This is a genomic window from Ruegeria sp. K11, from assembly GCF_056531905.1.
Map to the genome: position 1 here is coordinate 84,528 of NZ_JBQFMP010000004.1, position 15,999 is coordinate 100,526.

A 15,999-nucleotide genomic window follows, 5' to 3' on the forward strand; every position below is an offset into this window, starting at 1 on the left:
TGGCTATCGATGGCCGAGGGCTCTGCCCCCGGACCCCCGAGGTATTTTTGAACAGAAGAAGGGTCAGGCGGTGGCGAGTTGCCCCTCGACCTGGGTTGCGGCTTTGTCGAGGCGGATCAGGGCTTGAACGATGTCGTCCTCGGTCAGCGTCAGGGGTGGCAGCAGGCGGATCACGTTGTCAGCGGCGGGGACGGTGATGACCTCGTTATCGTAGCCCGCGTTGACCACGTCGATATTGACGGGCTTGCATTTCAGGCCGAGCATCAGGCCCGCGCCACGCACCTCTTCGAACACATCGGGGTGGTCGGCGATCAGGCCTTCGAGTTTCTGGCGCAGCAAGCCCGCCTTGCGGTTGACCCCTTCGAGGAAGGCAGGTGTGGCGACCTGATCAAGCACCGCGCAGCCTACCGCGCAACCCAGCGGGTTGCCGCCATAGGTCGAGCCGTGGGTGCCCGCGGTCATGCCCGAGGCGGCCTCTTCGGTGGCCAGCACCGCGCCCAGCGGGAAGCCGCCGCCGATGCCCTTGGCGACCATCATGATGTCGGGTGTGATGCCTGCCCATTCATGGGCAAACAGCTTGCCGGTGCGGCCGACGCCGCATTGCACCTCATCAAGGATCAGAAGCAGGCCGTGTTCATCGCAGATCTGGCGCAGGGCTTTGAGTTCAGCGTCAGGGACGGGGCGGATGCCGCCTTCGCCCTGCACCGGCTCTATCAGGATGGCCGCCGTTTGGTCGGTGATGGCGTTGGTGACGCCGTCGAGGTCTCCGAATGTCAGGTGCACGAAGCCCGGTAGCAGCGGGCCGAAACCTTTGGTCATTTTCTCGGACCCGGCGGCGGCGATGCCTGCGGACGAGCGGCCATGGAAGGAGCCGTCGAAGGTGATGATTTCGACCCGTTCGGGCTGGCCTTTGTCATAGAAATATTTGCGGGCCATTTTCACGGCCAGTTCGCAGGACTCGGTGCCTGAATTGGTGAAGAACACTGTGTCGGCGAAAGTGTGTTCCACCAGCTTGTCGGCCAGCGCCTGTTGCTGCGGGATGTGGTAGAGGTTCGAGACATGCCACAACGCATGCGCCTGTTCGGTCAGCGCCGCGACCAGTGCCGGGTGCGCGTGGCCAAGCGCGTTCACCGCGATCCCTGCGCCGAGGTCCAGAAAACGTCGGCCATCCGCCTCGGTCAGCCAGGCGCCTTCGCCCTTCACGAAAGTCAGGGGCGCGCGGTTATAAGTCGGCAGAACGGACGGGATCATCGGATCATCCTTTTTCGTAGCTTGAGCCCAAGTGAGTGAAACACCGGGGCCGGGTTCGTCAACTGATTTGGTGGAGAATGCGCGGATTTCATCAGCGCAATAGATCAAACGGGCCGGTTACGCGGTCAGGCGTCGGCGTCGGAGGCGCAGGATATGTGCATGTTTGATCATGCGGGCCGTATAGCCGGGTGTGGACGTTCTGGGAACCCTGTTTTTCAAAGGCGGATAAAAAATCATTCTGAGACCGGGATTTGCCGCTTGCCATTTGGCCCACACTGACGCACGGGTGGGCCATGACCCCGATCCGCCAGAACCCTGCCCTTGCAGCCCTTTTGATCCTTGCTGCCAGCGCGTTGCTGGCCGGGACGACCCTGCTGGCCAAGGCGCTGGGGACGGATATACTGGGCCCCGCCTTGCATCCGATGCAGATCAGCCACGGGCGGTTTTTGTTTGCATTTGTGGTGATCGTGACGGCGGTGGGCATCCTTCGCCCACGCCTCAGCCGCCCGCATTGGGGACTTCACATCGGGCGGACGAGCTTTGGATGGCTGGGAATTACACTGATGTTTGCCTCGGTCGCGTTCATTCCCATAGCAGATGCAACCGCGATCTCGTTCCTGAACCCCGTTTTTGCAATGGTTCTGGCGATCCCACTGCTTAAAGAAGGCGTCGGCCCGTGGCGCTGGCTGGCCGCCATCGTGGCGCTGGTCGGCGCGCTGGTTCTGTTGCGTCCAACGCCCGCCAGCTTTCAGCCTGCAGCGCTATTGGCGTTGACAGCGGCGGCCGTGATCGGAATGGAGTTGATCTTCATCAAGAAACTCGCGGGTCGGGAAATTCCGATCCAGATATTACTTATTAACAATGCTATGGGCCTGACCATTGCTTCGGTCGCGGTCAGCTTCGTGTTCCAGGTTCCGACACCCCAACAATGGGCGGCTTTGGCGGGGATCGGCGTTTTGATGGCATGCGCGCAGGCGTGTTTCGTCAACGGTATGGCCCGGGCAGATGCATCATTCGTGGCACCGATCAGTTATGCCACACTGGTCTTCGCAGCTTTCTACGACTTCGCGGTTTTCCATGTCATCCCCGATGGCGTCAGCATGATTGGCTCTGCCATCATCCTGACCGGAGGATTGATTCTTGTCTGGCGCGAGGCGCGGCAACGTCAGGCCTTGAGGCGATAGCCTGTTCGCAACATCTGCCAGGTCAATGCGCCCAATAGAAATGTTCCCCCCGCGCATACCAACATGCCCAGCCAGGGAGAGCTGTCCGAGACACCGATCATGCCATAGCGCAGCCCATCGATCAGATAGAACACAGGGTTCAGGTGGCTAAGACGGTTCAGCAATGGTGGCAGGGCCTCGACCGAGTAAAATGTGCCCGACAGGAACGACAACGGGATGACGATAAAATTGGTGATCGCTGCCATTTGGTCGAATTTGTTGGCGTAAATCCCGGCCAGCAACCCCAATGCGCCCATGAAGGCTCCGCCGAGGGTCACGAAGATCAACGCAACAAACGGGTGCTGTGGGACGATGCCCAGAACCAGTGCAAGTGCGATCATCACGGCCAGCGCGATGAAGACGCCGCGGATTACGCCTCCGGCCAGATAGCCCAGAAGAATTTCCAGCGGCGACAAGGGCGGCATCAGTGTATCAACAATATTGCCCTGCACCTTGGCCACCACCATCGACGACGACGTATTGGCAAAGGCGTTCTGGATCACGGTCATCATCATGATCCCTGGGGCCAGAAATGTCAGGAATGGCACGCCCATCACATCTGCCCGACTGGGGCCTATGGCGATGTTGAAGATCAAAAGGAACAGGCCCGCAGTGACCAGAGGGGCCAGCAAAGTTTGCGTCCAGACCGCCATGAAGCGCTGCGTCTCGCGCTGCGCCAGCGTGTAAAGGCCCATCCAGTTGACCGCGCCGAACCGGCGCGCGTTCTCATCCATAAGATTCTGCATGATCTGCCCTATAACTGATTCGATGACCGCTTGTAACTCGGCCCGCAGTGATTAGAATAGGACGCTGAGACGAATTCCCAAGGCGGCCCGAATCCGGGGCCGCTTTCCGCTTTTGAAAGGCAAATGATGTCCTGGACTGACGAGCGTGTAGAGCTGCTGAAAAAGATGTGGGGCGAGGGCCAGTCGGCCAGCCAGATCGCCAAGGAACTGGGCGGCGTGACCCGCAACGCGGTGATCGGTAAGGTCCACCGTCTGGGCCTGTCGAACCGCGCCACCGGTGCCGCACCGGCCAAGGCCGAGCCCAAGGAAAAACCGGCCCCCGCTGCCCCCAAGGCCGAGGCCAAGCCAAAACCCACGCCCAAGACCGAACCGGCGCGCCCGGCCCCTGCGCCCGAGGCGAAACCGTCTGTTCCCGCCCGCCGTCAGATCATCCCCGCCGGTCAGCCACTGCCACCGCAGCCCTCGGCCAACGAGATCAGCCCCGAGGCGCTGGCCAAGGTCAACGAGGTTGAGAAGAAGGCCAAAAAGCTGACGCTGATGGAACTGACCGAGAAGACCTGCAAATGGCCCGTCGGCGACCCCGCGACCGAGGATTTCTGGTTCTGCGGCCTGCCGGTTGAAGCGGGCAAACCGTACTGCGAAGCGCATGTGGGCGTGGCGTTCCAGCCGATGAGCTCGCGCAGGGATCGTCGGCGGTAAAAGTTAGCTACGCACGCCGTTATTTACGGCATGACATTTTTCTTGTCTTAACCGCTTACCCGTCGCAAGACAGGTGGGCGGAAATTTTTGACCCGAGAGATTCTTTCATTCAGCCCAACCTGAAATACAAGGTCCTGTTCTGTGCCTATGGTGTGTTGATCTTTGCTGCCTACGTACAGCCCATAGATCCGTATCTTTTTGAAGCCGACACGGACAAGAAAACCCTGTTATTATTCTTTCAAGGCCTACTTTTATCCTTGTGGCTCGTTCCCGCAATACCCGCATTCATTGGCGGCCTCGCCTTTCTGGGAATATGGCCGATCCCGCGACTTCTAGCAGGTTTCTTGGGATTTCTGTCGGTCGTGGTTGGTCTACTTCTAACGTTGCTCCATGGTTCACTTTCACTGTTTTCAAAAACTGAGCAGGTGCATGGGGTGACCCTTACAATTGCGGTTGCATCCAGCTTTCTCATTTGGTCAGGCCGTGATGGCAAGCCACAGCCCTCATGGATAGCAAAATCTGGGATTTCGATCGCAACGCTGACCGCGTTTTGGTCGCTGCTGACAATTCCGGTGGTTCTTTTTCAGGCCCGCTTGACCGCGGATGGCAATCCATATTGCATCGCCAAACATGTAGAAAATACTCCGATAGAAACCCTGCACGAACTACGTGGATTCTCTTTCTACACCACGGCAACAGGCTATAAATCCACGTCGGAATGGTACTTTCACGGTCTGATGATCGTCGATCACCCTGATGAGCAGCGCATCTATAACTGGTCTCCAAGAAGATGGAGGTTCGATCTGGTTGAACGCCCAGATGCATTGATCATACCTGTCCGCGAGGTCTGCGTTCCAAACTGACCCCTACTGCGCGGGGTGCGACGGCAAATCCGGCATCGGCACCCACCCCGGCAGTTCATCCGGCGAAACCGAGACATGCAGACGCTCGGACCTGTCCCGCCCGACCTTCCGGTGCTTGCGCAGTAGGAAAATCTTGCCCCAGCCGCGCCAGGTGCCGACCGAGGGGCCAGTGGTCGCGGTCGGGAAACGGTCGCGCCAGCCTTCGGGCAGGGGCAAACCGTGCATCTCGGCCTTGTCCAGCATCCAGATCAGAGAAATATTGCTGAGAGGGCGCGCCTCTTCGAACCCGTTGAGCTGACCGCCCACGTCTCCGTGCGTGCCCCGGAACCAAACCTGTTCCACATGGCCGTTAAAGCCGGGGGTACATTTCCACAGCACCGGCTCGAACACTTCGCGGGTCTCGTCCAGTGCCATGGCGTGATAGCCGTGGCGGGTGGCCGGGCCAAGCTGGTGGTTGTGGAAGGCGTGGCGTTCCTCGGCCCAGCGCCATAGCAGCGGCAGGCGCAGGCCCAGCGCCTTCACGGTATCCCAGACGCCGACCATCTCGATGGCAACATCCTCGTGACAGAACTGCCTGCGGAATGCGGCGGCTGCAGAGCCGCTGGCGTTGCATTCGTAATGGCGATAGGCCTGCTGAATATTGCGTTCCGTCGCATGTTCGGCCTTGAGCAGGCCAATGGCGTCGATCACACCGGCCAGGCTGCGCACACCATAGGCTCCGCGCGAATATCCTATGAAAAAGATGCGATCACCGGGTTTGTAGCGCGAAGCGAGATAGCCGTAGGCACGGCGGATCTGCCGGTTGATCCCCCGCCCCATCATCACGTCCAGAGAGGATTTCCAGCTCTCCCACTGCACCCCGGCCTCATAGAAGACCGAGACTTTGCTGCCCATCTCGCAGCATAGGCGAAAAGTCTGACCCGCATGGGTCTCAAACCCCTGCTCAAGCGTCGACATAGTGCCGTCGAGGATAATCACATGGCTGATCGGTTCGCGATGGCGCGACTCGGCCGAGTGCTCGGACCGTAAAGGCCGCCCGAGCCATCCCAGTACCTTTCTACTCAGCCGCGACAGAACCATGTGTCAGCAATTCCCATACTTTAAGGGGTGTGAACGGCATATCCGCCTGCCGCACCCCGTGATCCCAGAGCGCATCCTGAACCGCATTTGCCACAGCGGCCAGCGCGCCCACGGTGCCTGCCTCGCCACATCCTTTCATCCCCATCGGGTTGGACGTTGACGGAACCGGCGCCGAGGTAAACTTAATCATGGGTATCCCGGCGGCACGGGGCAAGGCGTAGTCCATCAACGAAGCCGTGAGCAGTTGCCCGCTGGAATCATGCACCACATGCTCGGACAAGGCCTGTCCGATCCCTTGCACGACTCCGCCATGCACCTGCCCTTCGGCGAGCATCGGGTTGATAAGGTTACCAAAATCATCGACCACTGTATAGCGGTCCACCCAAGTTTCACCGGTGTAAGAATCTATAACGATTTCGGCAACATGCGCGCCATTGGGATAACTGCGCGCATCAAGGTTGGCGCGCGCCTCATGGCGCAGCAGGTTGGTGCGGCCATCGGCGCGGGCCATGTCTGCGGCCTCGGTCAGCGTGGGGGTCAGGTTCGATCCCGGCGCGCGGAAGGTTTCATGATCAAAACGCACGTCGTCCTCCTCGACGCCCATCTTATCGGCCAGATAGGGCGTGAATGCGGCAATCATCACGTCGATTGTGGCCAGAGTGGCCGTGCTTTGCACCGTAACGGACCGGGACCCGCCGGTGCCGCCGCCGTGGGACAGACGGTCGGTATCGCCCTGTACTACGGCGATCCGATCCACCGGAACCCCGGTCTGATCCGACAGGAACTGGGCATAGACCGTCTCGTGCCCCTGCCCGTTCGATTGCGTGCCGACATAGAGGTTTACCGTGCCGTCGTCGCAAAACTCGATCTTTGCATTCTCAGACGGGTCGCCCAAAATGCTTTCGACATAATAACACAGGCCCTGCCCCCGGATCAGGCCGCGTTCGGCATCAGCTGCTTTGCGCGCGGCAAACCCGCTGGTCTGTTCGGCGGCGCGGCTCAGTACCATGTCGAACTCGCCCACATCATAGGTTTCACCTGTGGCGGTCTTGTAGGGGAACGCCTCGGGTTTGATGAAGTTCCGGCGGCGCAGCTCCCACGGATCGACGCCCAGCTCGCGCGCCGCCCGATCCATGATGCGTTCAAGGACATAGATCGCCTCGGGGCGGCCTGCGCCGCGATAGGCGTCGAGCTGTGTGGTGTTGGTAAAAAACCCCTCGACCCGCAGATAGGTGATTTGGACGTCATAAACGCCCATCAGCACCTTGCTGAACAGGCTGGTCTGGATCGCCTGCCCGAAATGACTGCTATAGGCCCCGAGGTTCACCTTGCTGTGCACCCGGTAGGCGGTGATCCTGTTGGTTTCGTCAAAGGCCAGTTCCGCCAGCGAGGTCAGATCGCGACCATGGTGATCAGACAGCATCGCCTCGGACCGGTCGGACATCCAGTGTACGGTCCGGCCAAGCTTCATGGCGGCGACCGAGACGCAGAAATATTCGGGGTAAGGCATGACCTTCATGCCAAAGCCGCCCCCAACGTCAGGGGTCGTAACGCGGATGGCCTCGGCCTCAAGCTTCAGCTTCTGCGCCAACTGCGCGCGCATGGCCCAGACACCCTGCCCGCCATAGGCAAAGTGCAACCGTCCATCGACCCAGCTGGCCTGACAGCCGCGCGGTTCAATCGAGGTGATGATCACGCGGTTGTCTACTACGTTAAGAGACACCGTGCGGGCCGCCGCGCGGAACGCAGCCTCGGTCGCGGCTTCATCGCCCAAGCCCCAGTCAAAGGCGCGGTTGTCCGGGGCTTCGGGATGAAGCTGCGGACCGCCCGCCTGAACATCCAGCTTTGCGGGCAATTCGTCGATCTCGACCCGGATCAGCTCGGCTGCGTCACGGGCCTGATTGAGGGTCTCGGCGATGACAACGGCAATCGGTTCTCCGACAAAGCGGACGCGCTCCGCAGCCAGCACATGTCTTTCGGTTTGGATGACATCCGAGCCATCGCGGTTCGGCACCGTAGCCGCGTTCATCACAGTCTCGATCCCGGCGGCCTTCAGGTCATCCAACACCATCACCAGATGTACCCCGTCAGCCGCCCGCGCCTCGCTCAGATCCAGCGCGGTGATCTTGCCATGCGCCACCTGACTGCGGACGAACACCGCATGCAGAGCTCCGTCAGGCACCGCGTCGTCCATGTATTGTCCCTGCCCGGTCAGAAATCGCAGGTCTTCGGTGCGCGTGACGGACTGGCTTTTACCGAACTTTTCCATGGGGGACCCTCTAATTGCCTACCGGCGCGACACTAGCCCCATGCGAAGTGATGTCCAGAGGCCCGCACATCTGCGTGAGACAATCCGAATGTCGCAATTGGCAAAGCAGAACGTATGTGCCGGTTTCTAGATTGGGATAACACTCAGTTCATGGGAGGTATCATGACCGCTTCGCTCACCCTGACGGATGGTCGTTTGGACAGAAATTCTGTGACTGCGTATTGGAATGACGGATACGTTTTTCCGATACCCATATTCACCCCCGAAGAAACAAAGCTGTTCCGGCAAGAGCTGGAAGACATCGAACAAAACTGGCGCGAAGCAGAGCTTCCTTTGCCAATCAATACCTACAAGCGGGTCAATGCACATGTCGTGATACCGCTGGCTGCGCGCATCGCCATGGACCCCCGTGTGTTGGACGTCGTTGAGGGTGTACTGGGACCCGACCTTCTGATCTGGTCCGCCGAGTTTTTCATCAAAGAGCCGCATACAACCCAGATCGTCGGAATGCATCAGGACCTGACCTATTGGGGAATGGGAGAGACGCCGGATCAACTGACAGCCTGGATCGCGCTGTCACCTGCCACGGTCGAAAGCGGATGCATGGATTTTGTAAAAGGCAGTCACAAGAATCCAATCCTGCCGCATAACGATACGTTTTCCGAAAACAACTTGCTTTCGCGGGGTCAGGAGATCGCGGTGGATGTGGCGGAGGCAGACAAAACACATATAGAACTACAGCCGGGTCAGATGTCCCTGCATCATGGCCTGACAATTCATGGCTCGAGCTCCAACACGTCAGGCGATCGTCGGATCGGTCTGGCCATTCGCTATTTGAACCCGAATGTGCAGCAACACGTGGCTGACCGTGACTACGCCATTCTTGCGCGTGGCGAAGACAAGGTCGGGAATTTCATCCACATACCAGCCCCGGCCGAGTTGTTTTCGCCCGCGGCGCTGGACCTTTATGCCCGCATTCGCGCCGATCAGGCCAAAGCGCTGGCCCAGGGTGCGGCCGGGAAACTGCATCTGTACTCTGCAGCAACCACTGCGCGCTAAGACTGGCGGAATGTAACCCGATGCGGCGGCGCAAGGCCTTTCCCTTCCCGCCGCCATTCGCTATTGCAGGCGCTGACCAAGGATTGATGACGCAGGACGCACCCCATGGCGATGGAAAAGACATTCAACGCGGCCGAGGCCGAGGCCCGTATCTACGAGGCCTGGGAACAGGCCGGAGCCTTCAAGGCAGGCGCGAACCGCTCGCGCGACGAAAGCTTTACCATCATGATCCCGCCGCCCAACGTGACGGGCGCTTTGCACGTGGGTCACGCGTTCAACAACACGCTGCAGGATATTCTGATCCGCTGGCACCGGATGCGTGGCTACGACACGCTATGGCAGCCCGGGCAGGACCACGCAGGGATCGCCACGCAGATGCAGGTTGAAAAAATGCTGATGCAAACCCAGCAGCCGGGTCGGCAGGAGTTGGGTCGCGAGAAGTTCCTTGAGAAGGTTTGGGAATGGAAGGGCGAATACGGCGGAACGATCATCGAGCAGCTGAAACGTCTGGGTTCATCCTGCGACTGGTCGCGTAACGCCTTCACTATGGCTGGTGCGGCGGGTGATCCGCGCACGGGCCACGAAAATTCTGCGAATTTTCACGACGCGGTCATCAAGGTCTTTGTCGATATGTACGAAAAGGGCCTGATCTATCGCGGCAAGCGTCTGGTCAACTGGGACCCGCATTTCGAGACTGCGATTTCGGATTTGGAAGTCGAGAATATCGAAACGCCGGGCCATATGTGGCATTTCAAGTACCCTTTGGCAGGCGGTGAGACATATGATTATTTGGAAAAAGATGAAGAAGGGAATGTGATCCTGCGCGAGGAGCGGGATTATATTTCCATCGCCACGACCCGCCCTGAAACCATGCTGGGCGATGGCGCGGTTGCGGTTCATCCGTCGGATGAGCGTTATGCGCCAATCATCGGGAAACTCTGCGAAATTCCGGTTGGGCCGAAAGAGCATCGCCGTCAGATTCCGATCATTGTGGATGAGTACCCCGATCCCGATTTTGGCTCGGGCGCGGTGAAGATCACCGGCGCGCATGACTTCAACGACAACATGGTCGCCAAGCGCGGCGGTATTCCGATGTACCGGCTGATGGACACCAAAGGCGCAATGCGGGCGGATGGCGCGCCTTATACCGAAGCTGCGGAGCTAGCGCAGAAAATCGCGCGAGGCAAGGACTTCACCGAGAACGAGATCGACGCGATCAACCTGATCCCCGACCACCTGCGCGGGCTCGATCGGTTCGAGGCGCGCGCGAAGGTCGTCGAAGAAATCACCGCCGACGGTCTGGCAGTGACGACCCGCGCGGATGATCCACGTCTGGGCACCAAGCTGGGCGAGAATGACGACCCGGCGGCGCTGGTCCCGCTGGTCGAGAGCAAACCGATCATGCAGCCCTTCGGCGACCGCTCGAAAGTTGTGATCGAGCCGATGTTCACCGACCAGTGGTTCGTGGACGCCGAAAAGATCGTTGGCCCCGCGCTGGATGCGGTCAAGGACGGCACGGTCAAGATCATCCCCGAGTCGGGCGAGAAGACCTATTACCACTGGCTGGAAAACATCGAGCCCTGGTGCATCTCGCGCCAGCTGTGGTGGGGGCATCAGATCCCGGTTTGGTTCGATCTCTTCGGAAATCAGTTTTGCGCACCAACCGAAGATGAAGCGGTAGAAAAAGCGAAGAACTTCCACCAGCAGAATTTCTCAGGATCAACTGTAGTCGTTGAGATTCAAGACAGATCATACACGCCGGTACCGGACGCTGCTGGTCGAGAGAAAAAGAGCCCGGGCATGACCGAAAGCGGTTGGGTCGGAGACGAAGAGAACTCCACACTTCGAGTAGGCTTGTACCGCGACCCCGACGTCCTCGACACTTGGTTCTCCTCCGGCCTCTGGCCCATCGGCACGCTGGGCTGGCCCGAACAGACCGAGGAGCTGGAGCGCTACTTCCCCACGGATGTTCTGATCACCGGCGCGGATATCCTGTTCTTCTGGGTCGCCCGGATGATGATGATGCAACTGGCCGTGGTTGATCAGATCCCGTTCCACACCGTCTACCTGCACCAGCTCGTCCGCGACGAGAAGGGCAAGAAGATGTCCAAGACAACCGGCAACGTCATCGACCCGCTGGAGATCGTGGACGAATTCGGTGCCGACGCGCTGCGCTTCACCAATGCCTCGATGGCGGCGATTGGCGGCGTGCTGAAACTGTCGCGTGACCGCATCACCGGCTATCGCAACTTCGGCACCAAGCTTTGGAATGCCGTCCGCTTTGCCGAGATGAACGAGGTCTTTACCGACGCCGTTCCACAACTCGACGTGGCCGACCTGAAGCCCAAGGCGGCCGTCAACCGCTGGATCATCGGCGAAACCGCCCGTGTGCGGGAAGAGGTTGACGCGGCGTTGGAGAGCTATCGCTTCAACGATGCGGCGAACGGGCTCTACGCCTTTGTCTGGGGCAAGGTCTGCGACTGGTACGTCGAACTGTCGAAACCCCTGCTGCAAGGCGATGACGCCGAGGCGCAGGCCGAAACCCGCGCCACCATGCGCTGGGTCCTGGATCAATGCATGGTCCTGCTGCACCCGATCATGCCGTTCATCACCGAGGAACTCTGGGGCCTGACCGGCACCCGTGCCAAGATGGTCGTCCACGCCGACTGGCCCACCTATGGCGCCGAACTGGTCGACGCCGAGGCGGATCGTGAGATGAACTGGGTGATCTCGGTGATCGAAAACACCCGCTCGGCCCGCGCGCAGATGCGGGTTCCGGCGGGCCTCTATGTGCCGATGCTGGTGACGGAAATCGACGCCAACGGTCAGGCCGCATGGGACCGCAACGAGGCGCTGATCAAACGCCTCGCCCGCATCGACAGCCTGACCAAGGCTGATGAATTGCCCAAAGGCACCATCTCAATCGCTGCCCCCGGTGCTTCTTTCGGCCTGCCGCTCGCGGATATCATCGACATCGGCGCGGAAAAAGAACGGTTGGAGAAAGCCAAAGGCAAACTGGCCAAGGAATTGGGCGGCCTGCGCGGACGTCTGAACAACCCCAAATTCGTGGCCTCGGCCCCGGAAGAGGTGGTTGAAGAAGCCAAAGCAAACCTCGCCGCCCGCGAAGAGGAAGAGGCCAAACTGAACGAAGCCCTCGCTCGTCTGGCTGAAATCGCCTGATCTTCTTCTCGTTCCAAATACGGAAATCCCAGCCTCACCGCCCTTGCCTGCGGTGAGGTTTTTCTTTGCCCTCAAAGCTTTCCCCTTGTTCGCGCCACCCGCTGCTTGTTAGCACTTCGGCACAGCAATCCTCTGAGGCTCTGATGGCGCGACCTCTCCCTCCGATGCAAACCGTCTCAACCGGGTTGGTTGTGGCCATTGTCGGGTTCTTCAGTTCCTTCCCCATCGTCCTGCAAGGGCTGGGCGCAATGGGCGCATCACCCGCGCAGGCAGCCTCAGGCCTAATGAGCGCGGCGATTGCCATGGGGCTGGCGGCGATCATCCTCAGCCTGCGGTACAAGCTGCCGATCAGCGTTGCATGGTCCACACCGGGGGCCGCGCTACTGGCCGTGTCCGCCGCCCCGGTCGAGGGCTATTCCGCCGCTATCGGAGCGTTCCTGTGCGCCGGGGCGCTGACCGTTCTGGCGGGCTCGTGGAAACCGCTCGGGCGGTTGGCGGCGGCAATCCCGACGTCGCTGGCGCAGGCGATGCTGGCGGGGGTGCTGTTGCCGCTGTGCCTTGTACCGTTCAAGGCGGCGGTCGAAATCCCGTGGCAGGCGTTGCCGGTGATCGTGACATGGTTCATCGCGGGGCGGTTCAACCGATTGTTCGCCGTTCCGGCAGCTGTGGTCGCCGCCGCCATCGTTGTGACCCTGAATGCCGGAGAAGCGCAGGTGATGCCTGACCGGCTGGTGGCGGCGCCGGTCTGGACCATGCCCACGTTCACCTTCGCCTCGGTCATCGGCATCGGTGTGCCATTGTTCATCGTCACCATGGCGACGCAGAACATCCCCGGCGTCGCGGTGATGCGCAGCTTTGGCTTTGCACCCGTCCCCGGACGTCTGTTCTCAGCCGTCGGCGGTGCAAGCCTGCTCTCGGCCCCGTTCGGAGCGCCAGCGACCTGCCTTGCCGCCATCACCGCCGCAATATGTTCGAACGAGGACAGCCATCCCGACAAGGCGCAGCGGTATTGGTCGGCGATCATGGGCGGTGTATTTTATTGCCTGTTCGGCATCTTTGCGGTGGCGATTACCAGCTTTGCCGCCCATGCCGATCCGTTGCTGATGGGAACCTTGGCCGGGGTCGCCCTGATCGGAGTGATGGCAAACGCCATCCACGCAGCGCTGGACGTACCCGCCGAGCGTGAGGCGGCCATTCTAACGCTCGCCATCACCGCATCCGGCATCACCGTCTTTGGTTTGGGCGCAGCGGTTTGGGGACTTTTGGCGGGCGGCGTCGCGTATCTGGTCACAAACAGAATGCGTTAACCGCTTTCGCCCAATCATCACAGACGGTATAATCGCGGCATGTTCGGATCACTTGGAAAACTGGTGGAACGCCAGATCAAGAAGGCGCAGGCCGAAGGGCAACTGAAGGGTCTGGAGGGCGAAGGCGCGCGCCTGCCTGATCGTTCCTCCGAGGCGCAAAGCGATCCGGTCATTGCCGCGGGTCACCGGATCATGGCGCAGGCCGGCGTGCTGCCGCAAGAGTTCGACATCAAGAAACAACTGGACGCGGCGCGCAAGGACTATGCCACGCTGACCAAGGCAGAGGACCGCAAGGCCGCGATGGCAAAAATCGCTGATCTTGAGATGCGCTATAATATGGCCCGCGATGCGCGACGGGCATTCATGCGGTGATCATTTGAACTCGGGCTTGCGGCCCTGCATCTGCGCCATCACGACCTCCATCTGGTCCGGCTTGCCGATCAGGTCCACCTGTTCCGAGGACTCAGCCATCAGAACATCGGCGCGATCCCGGGTTTCGGCCACGTCGATCAGGCGTTTGGCAGCCCGGATGGCCGAAGGGCTTTTGCCTGCAATATCTTCGGCCAACGCCAGCGCTTCGGTCAGCGGGTCATCGGACAGCTTCGTCACCAGCCCCCAATCGGCGGCCTGCTGCGCGCCGATGGGACGGGCCGTGTAGGTGAGCAGCCGCAGCACGTCCGAGCGCACCAGCTCGGGCAGCAGCACCATGCCACCCATGTCGGGGATGATACCCCATTTCATCTCCATCACCGCCAGCTTGGCCTCGGGGTGGGCGATGCGGATATCAGCGCCCAGCGCGATCTGCAAACCTCCACCATAGGCCACGCCCTGAATGGCGCAGATCACCGGAACCGGCACGCGCCGCCAGATCAGGGCAAGCTCCTGCATCTCGTTGGCGTCCTCGTGGCTGCGGGTCATCAGCCATTCGGTCGGGTCGGTGTGAGCCATGCTGGCAAAACTGGCCATGTCCAGCCCGGCGCAAAAGCTCTTGCCCTCGCCTGAAAGCACCACGGCGCGGATATCTGCGGCGGCGACCTCTTGCCCCGCCGACAGGATCGCCTTGATCATCGCATCATCCAGCGCGTTCATCTTGTCGCCGCGTGTCAGCGTGACATGGGCGATGTGGTCTTTGTATTCGATGGAAACGCGAGACATCAGGACCTCCGGACAGCAATCTTGCGCCAACCCTGCCAGACCGCGGGCCCAAGCGCTACCGCGACGTCAGGGCAGATCGGCGACAGGGATGCGCCCGAACCATGGCGAGTCCAGCGTCATGACGTAGAACTGATCCCCGACGATCTGACCCGCCGTGGTGATCCCCAGACGCCCATCCGGGTCTTGAAGGGTACGCAGAATAGTCCCATCGCCATCGAATTGCACCAGCATTCCCCGATGGATCGGCGCGGGACGGACCATCGGGCCCAATCGCCAGATCACCTTCCGCAGGAAGGGGTAAGGCATCAGAGCCTCGGCGGGTACGCGCGGGCTGGCGAAGGCCATCCAATAGGTCCCGTCACCCTGCGCCTTTATGTTGTCGGGATAGCCCGGCAGGTTGTCGAGCAGAACCTCTTGCGTGCCCGCCTTGGGTCCGGTGAGCCAGAGTTTGTGCACCCGCGCCCGGCCTGTTTCGGCGATCAGCAGAAAGTCTTCATCCGGAGACAGGGCGATGCCGTTGGTATAAACAAACCCGTCGGCGATTTTCTCGGCGGTGCCATCGGGAGAATAGCGGGCGACATATCCGGTGGGCGATTGCTCCCAGATGGTCATTACCGAGGTGGGTTTGGTGCCACCCAACGTTTCGGGATCAAACCGATCCGTGGAGTTCGAGAAATAGACCGTGCCGTCCTGCGCCACGTCGAGGTTGTTGGCATAGATCACGGGCGCGCCATCAATCTCGGACACCAGCGTTTCCAGCGTCCCCGGCCCGGTCCAGCGCATCAACCCACGAAAGCTGTCAGCGATGTAGAGCGCACCGTCCGGCCCCGCCCGCAGACCAAGGGGGCGGCCGCCCAATTGATCAACTGCAACCGGCTGATCCCCATCTATACGATAGAGTGTGCCCGTCTGGCTGGTGGTGTAGATCGCGCCGCCCGGAAGAACCGCAATGTCCTCGGGTCCGATCTCGCCATCCGGTAGCGACATCAGTTGCGCTTTGTCCAGATGCGTATTCTCGGCAAAGTCGTCGGTGAAACCGGGCGGTTCGGGCATTTGATGGGCGACGGGATCAACCGGGACAGGCCAGAACACCAGATAGGCAAGGCCAATAAGAAAAAATCCAAGCAGATAACGCATGTCGCCCCCTCATTTACTGCGCAGCCTGAC

Annotated in this window: 13 protein-coding genes; 7 read left to right on the forward strand and 6 right to left on the reverse strand. The window is 60.5% G+C overall.

Annotation, left to right across the window (positions count from 1 at the left end; all coding sequences use genetic code 11):
* Positions 1 to 63 precede the first annotated feature (63 nt).
* Entirely contained in the window at positions 64 to 1,251 is a 1,188-nt protein-coding gene (locus ACR0K4_RS07575; RefSeq protein ID WP_480517815.1) for an acetylornithine transaminase, read from the reverse strand.
* 293 nt (positions 1,252 to 1,544) lie between these two features.
* On the opposite strand from ACR0K4_RS07575, the gene ACR0K4_RS07580 reads away from it, so the two are divergent.
* Positions 1,545 to 2,435 carry a DMT family transporter gene (locus ACR0K4_RS07580; RefSeq protein WP_480853467.1) on the forward strand — a complete coding sequence of 297 codons (891 nt, stop codon included), beginning with the start codon at positions 1,545 to 1,547 and terminating at the stop codon, positions 2,433 to 2,435.
* Here ACR0K4_RS07580 and ACR0K4_RS07585 read toward each other — a convergent pair.
* Positions 2,417 to 3,220, reverse strand: coding sequence for an ABC transporter permease (locus ACR0K4_RS07585; protein WP_480517811.1), 804 nt, complete (start codon positions 3,218 to 3,220; stop codon positions 2,417 to 2,419). The two genes, ACR0K4_RS07580 and ACR0K4_RS07585, sit on opposite strands and share 19 nt — an antisense overlap.
* A 126-nt stretch (positions 3,221 to 3,346) precedes the next feature.
* On the opposite strand from ACR0K4_RS07585, the gene ACR0K4_RS07590 reads away from it, so the two are divergent.
* Together ACR0K4_RS07590 and ACR0K4_RS07595 are read left to right on the forward strand one after the other, a co-directional pair.
* A complete protein-coding gene (locus ACR0K4_RS07590) occupies positions 3,347 to 3,919 on the forward strand; it encodes a GcrA family cell cycle regulator (RefSeq protein WP_480517809.1) in 573 nt (190 codons plus the stop codon).
* A gap of 152 nt (positions 3,920 to 4,071) precedes the next feature.
* On the forward strand, positions 4,072 to 4,782 hold the full coding sequence (locus tag ACR0K4_RS07595; protein ID WP_480517807.1) for a hypothetical protein: 711 nt from the start codon (positions 4,072 to 4,074) through the stop codon (positions 4,780 to 4,782).
* 3 nt (positions 4,783 to 4,785) lie between these two features.
* Here ACR0K4_RS07595 and ACR0K4_RS07600 read toward each other — a convergent pair whose 3' ends face one another.
* Complete coding sequence (locus tag ACR0K4_RS07600) at positions 4,786 to 5,862, reverse strand: DUF2235 domain-containing protein (protein ID WP_480853468.1); 1,077 nt, start codon at positions 5,860 to 5,862, stop codon at positions 4,786 to 4,788.
* On the reverse strand, positions 5,840 to 8,131 hold the full coding sequence (locus ACR0K4_RS07605; RefSeq protein ID WP_480853469.1) for a xanthine dehydrogenase family protein molybdopterin-binding subunit: 2,292 nt from the start codon (positions 8,129 to 8,131) through the stop codon (positions 5,840 to 5,842). The genes ACR0K4_RS07600 and ACR0K4_RS07605 overlap by 23 nt, the downstream gene beginning before the upstream one ends.
* A gap of 162 nt (positions 8,132 to 8,293) precedes the next feature.
* On the opposite strand from ACR0K4_RS07605, the gene ACR0K4_RS07610 reads away from it, so the two are divergent.
* The 4 genes from ACR0K4_RS07610 (at position 8,294) to ACR0K4_RS07625 (ending at position 14,049) form a co-directional block, all read left to right on the forward strand.
* Complete coding sequence (locus ACR0K4_RS07610; RefSeq protein ID WP_480853470.1) at positions 8,294 to 9,190, forward strand: phytanoyl-CoA dioxygenase family protein; 897 nt, start codon at positions 8,294 to 8,296, stop codon at positions 9,188 to 9,190.
* Between the two features lie 105 nt (positions 9,191 to 9,295).
* Positions 9,296 to 12,370, forward strand: a complete 3,075-nt coding sequence (locus tag ACR0K4_RS07615) for a valine--tRNA ligase (RefSeq protein WP_480853471.1) — start codon at positions 9,296 to 9,298, stop codon at positions 12,368 to 12,370.
* Positions 12,371 to 12,513: 143 nt separating this feature from the next.
* Positions 12,514 to 13,677, forward strand: coding sequence for a benzoate/H(+) symporter BenE family transporter (locus ACR0K4_RS07620; RefSeq protein WP_480853472.1), 1,164 nt, complete (start codon positions 12,514 to 12,516; stop codon positions 13,675 to 13,677).
* 39 nt (positions 13,678 to 13,716) lie between these two features.
* Complete coding sequence (locus tag ACR0K4_RS07625) at positions 13,717 to 14,049, forward strand: DnaJ family domain-containing protein (RefSeq protein WP_480853473.1); 333 nt, start codon at positions 13,717 to 13,719, stop codon at positions 14,047 to 14,049.
* Here the strand turns inward: ACR0K4_RS07625 and ACR0K4_RS07630 are convergent, their stop codons facing one another.
* Together ACR0K4_RS07630 and ACR0K4_RS07635 are read right to left on the reverse strand one after the other, a co-directional pair.
* Entirely contained in the window at positions 14,050 to 14,832 is a 783-nt protein-coding gene (locus tag ACR0K4_RS07630; RefSeq protein ID WP_480517793.1) for a crotonase/enoyl-CoA hydratase family protein, read from the reverse strand.
* Positions 14,833 to 14,898: 66 nt separating this feature from the next.
* Positions 14,899 to 15,969 carry an SMP-30/gluconolactonase/LRE family protein gene (locus tag ACR0K4_RS07635; RefSeq protein ID WP_480853474.1) on the reverse strand — a complete coding sequence of 357 codons (1,071 nt, stop codon included), beginning with the start codon at positions 15,967 to 15,969 and terminating at the stop codon, positions 14,899 to 14,901.
* Positions 15,970 to 15,999 lie beyond the last annotated feature (30 nt).

Excerpts from the sequence above, each read along its gene's own strand:
- ACR0K4_RS07575 (WP_480517815.1), bottom strand. The coding sequence starts at position 1,251 with ATGATCCCGTCCGTTCTGCCGACTTATAACCGCGCGCCCCTGACTTTC.
- ACR0K4_RS07580 (WP_480853467.1), top strand. The coding sequence starts at position 1,545 with ATGACCCCGATCCGCCAGAACCCTGCCCTTGCAGCCCTTTTGATCCTT.
- ACR0K4_RS07585 (WP_480517811.1), bottom strand. The coding sequence starts at position 3,220 with ATGCAGAATCTTATGGATGAGAACGCGCGCCGGTTCGGCGCGGTCAAC.
- ACR0K4_RS07590 (WP_480517809.1), top strand. The coding sequence starts at position 3,347 with ATGTCCTGGACTGACGAGCGTGTAGAGCTGCTGAAAAAGATGTGGGGC.
- ACR0K4_RS07600 (WP_480853468.1), bottom strand. The coding sequence starts at position 5,862 with ATGGTTCTGTCGCGGCTGAGTAGAAAGGTACTGGGATGGCTCGGGCGG.
- ACR0K4_RS07605 (WP_480853469.1), bottom strand. The coding sequence starts at position 8,131 with ATGGAAAAGTTCGGTAAAAGCCAGTCCGTCACGCGCACCGAAGACCTG.
- ACR0K4_RS07610 (WP_480853470.1), top strand. The coding sequence starts at position 8,294 with ATGACCGCTTCGCTCACCCTGACGGATGGTCGTTTGGACAGAAATTCT.
- ACR0K4_RS07615 (WP_480853471.1), top strand. The coding sequence starts at position 9,296 with ATGGCGATGGAAAAGACATTCAACGCGGCCGAGGCCGAGGCCCGTATC.
- ACR0K4_RS07620 (WP_480853472.1), top strand. The coding sequence starts at position 12,514 with ATGGCGCGACCTCTCCCTCCGATGCAAACCGTCTCAACCGGGTTGGTT.
- ACR0K4_RS07625 (WP_480853473.1), top strand. The coding sequence starts at position 13,717 with ATGTTCGGATCACTTGGAAAACTGGTGGAACGCCAGATCAAGAAGGCG.
- ACR0K4_RS07630 (WP_480517793.1), bottom strand. The coding sequence starts at position 14,832 with ATGTCTCGCGTTTCCATCGAATACAAAGACCACATCGCCCATGTCACG.
- ACR0K4_RS07635 (WP_480853474.1), bottom strand. The coding sequence starts at position 15,969 with ATGCGTTATCTGCTTGGATTTTTTCTTATTGGCCTTGCCTATCTGGTG.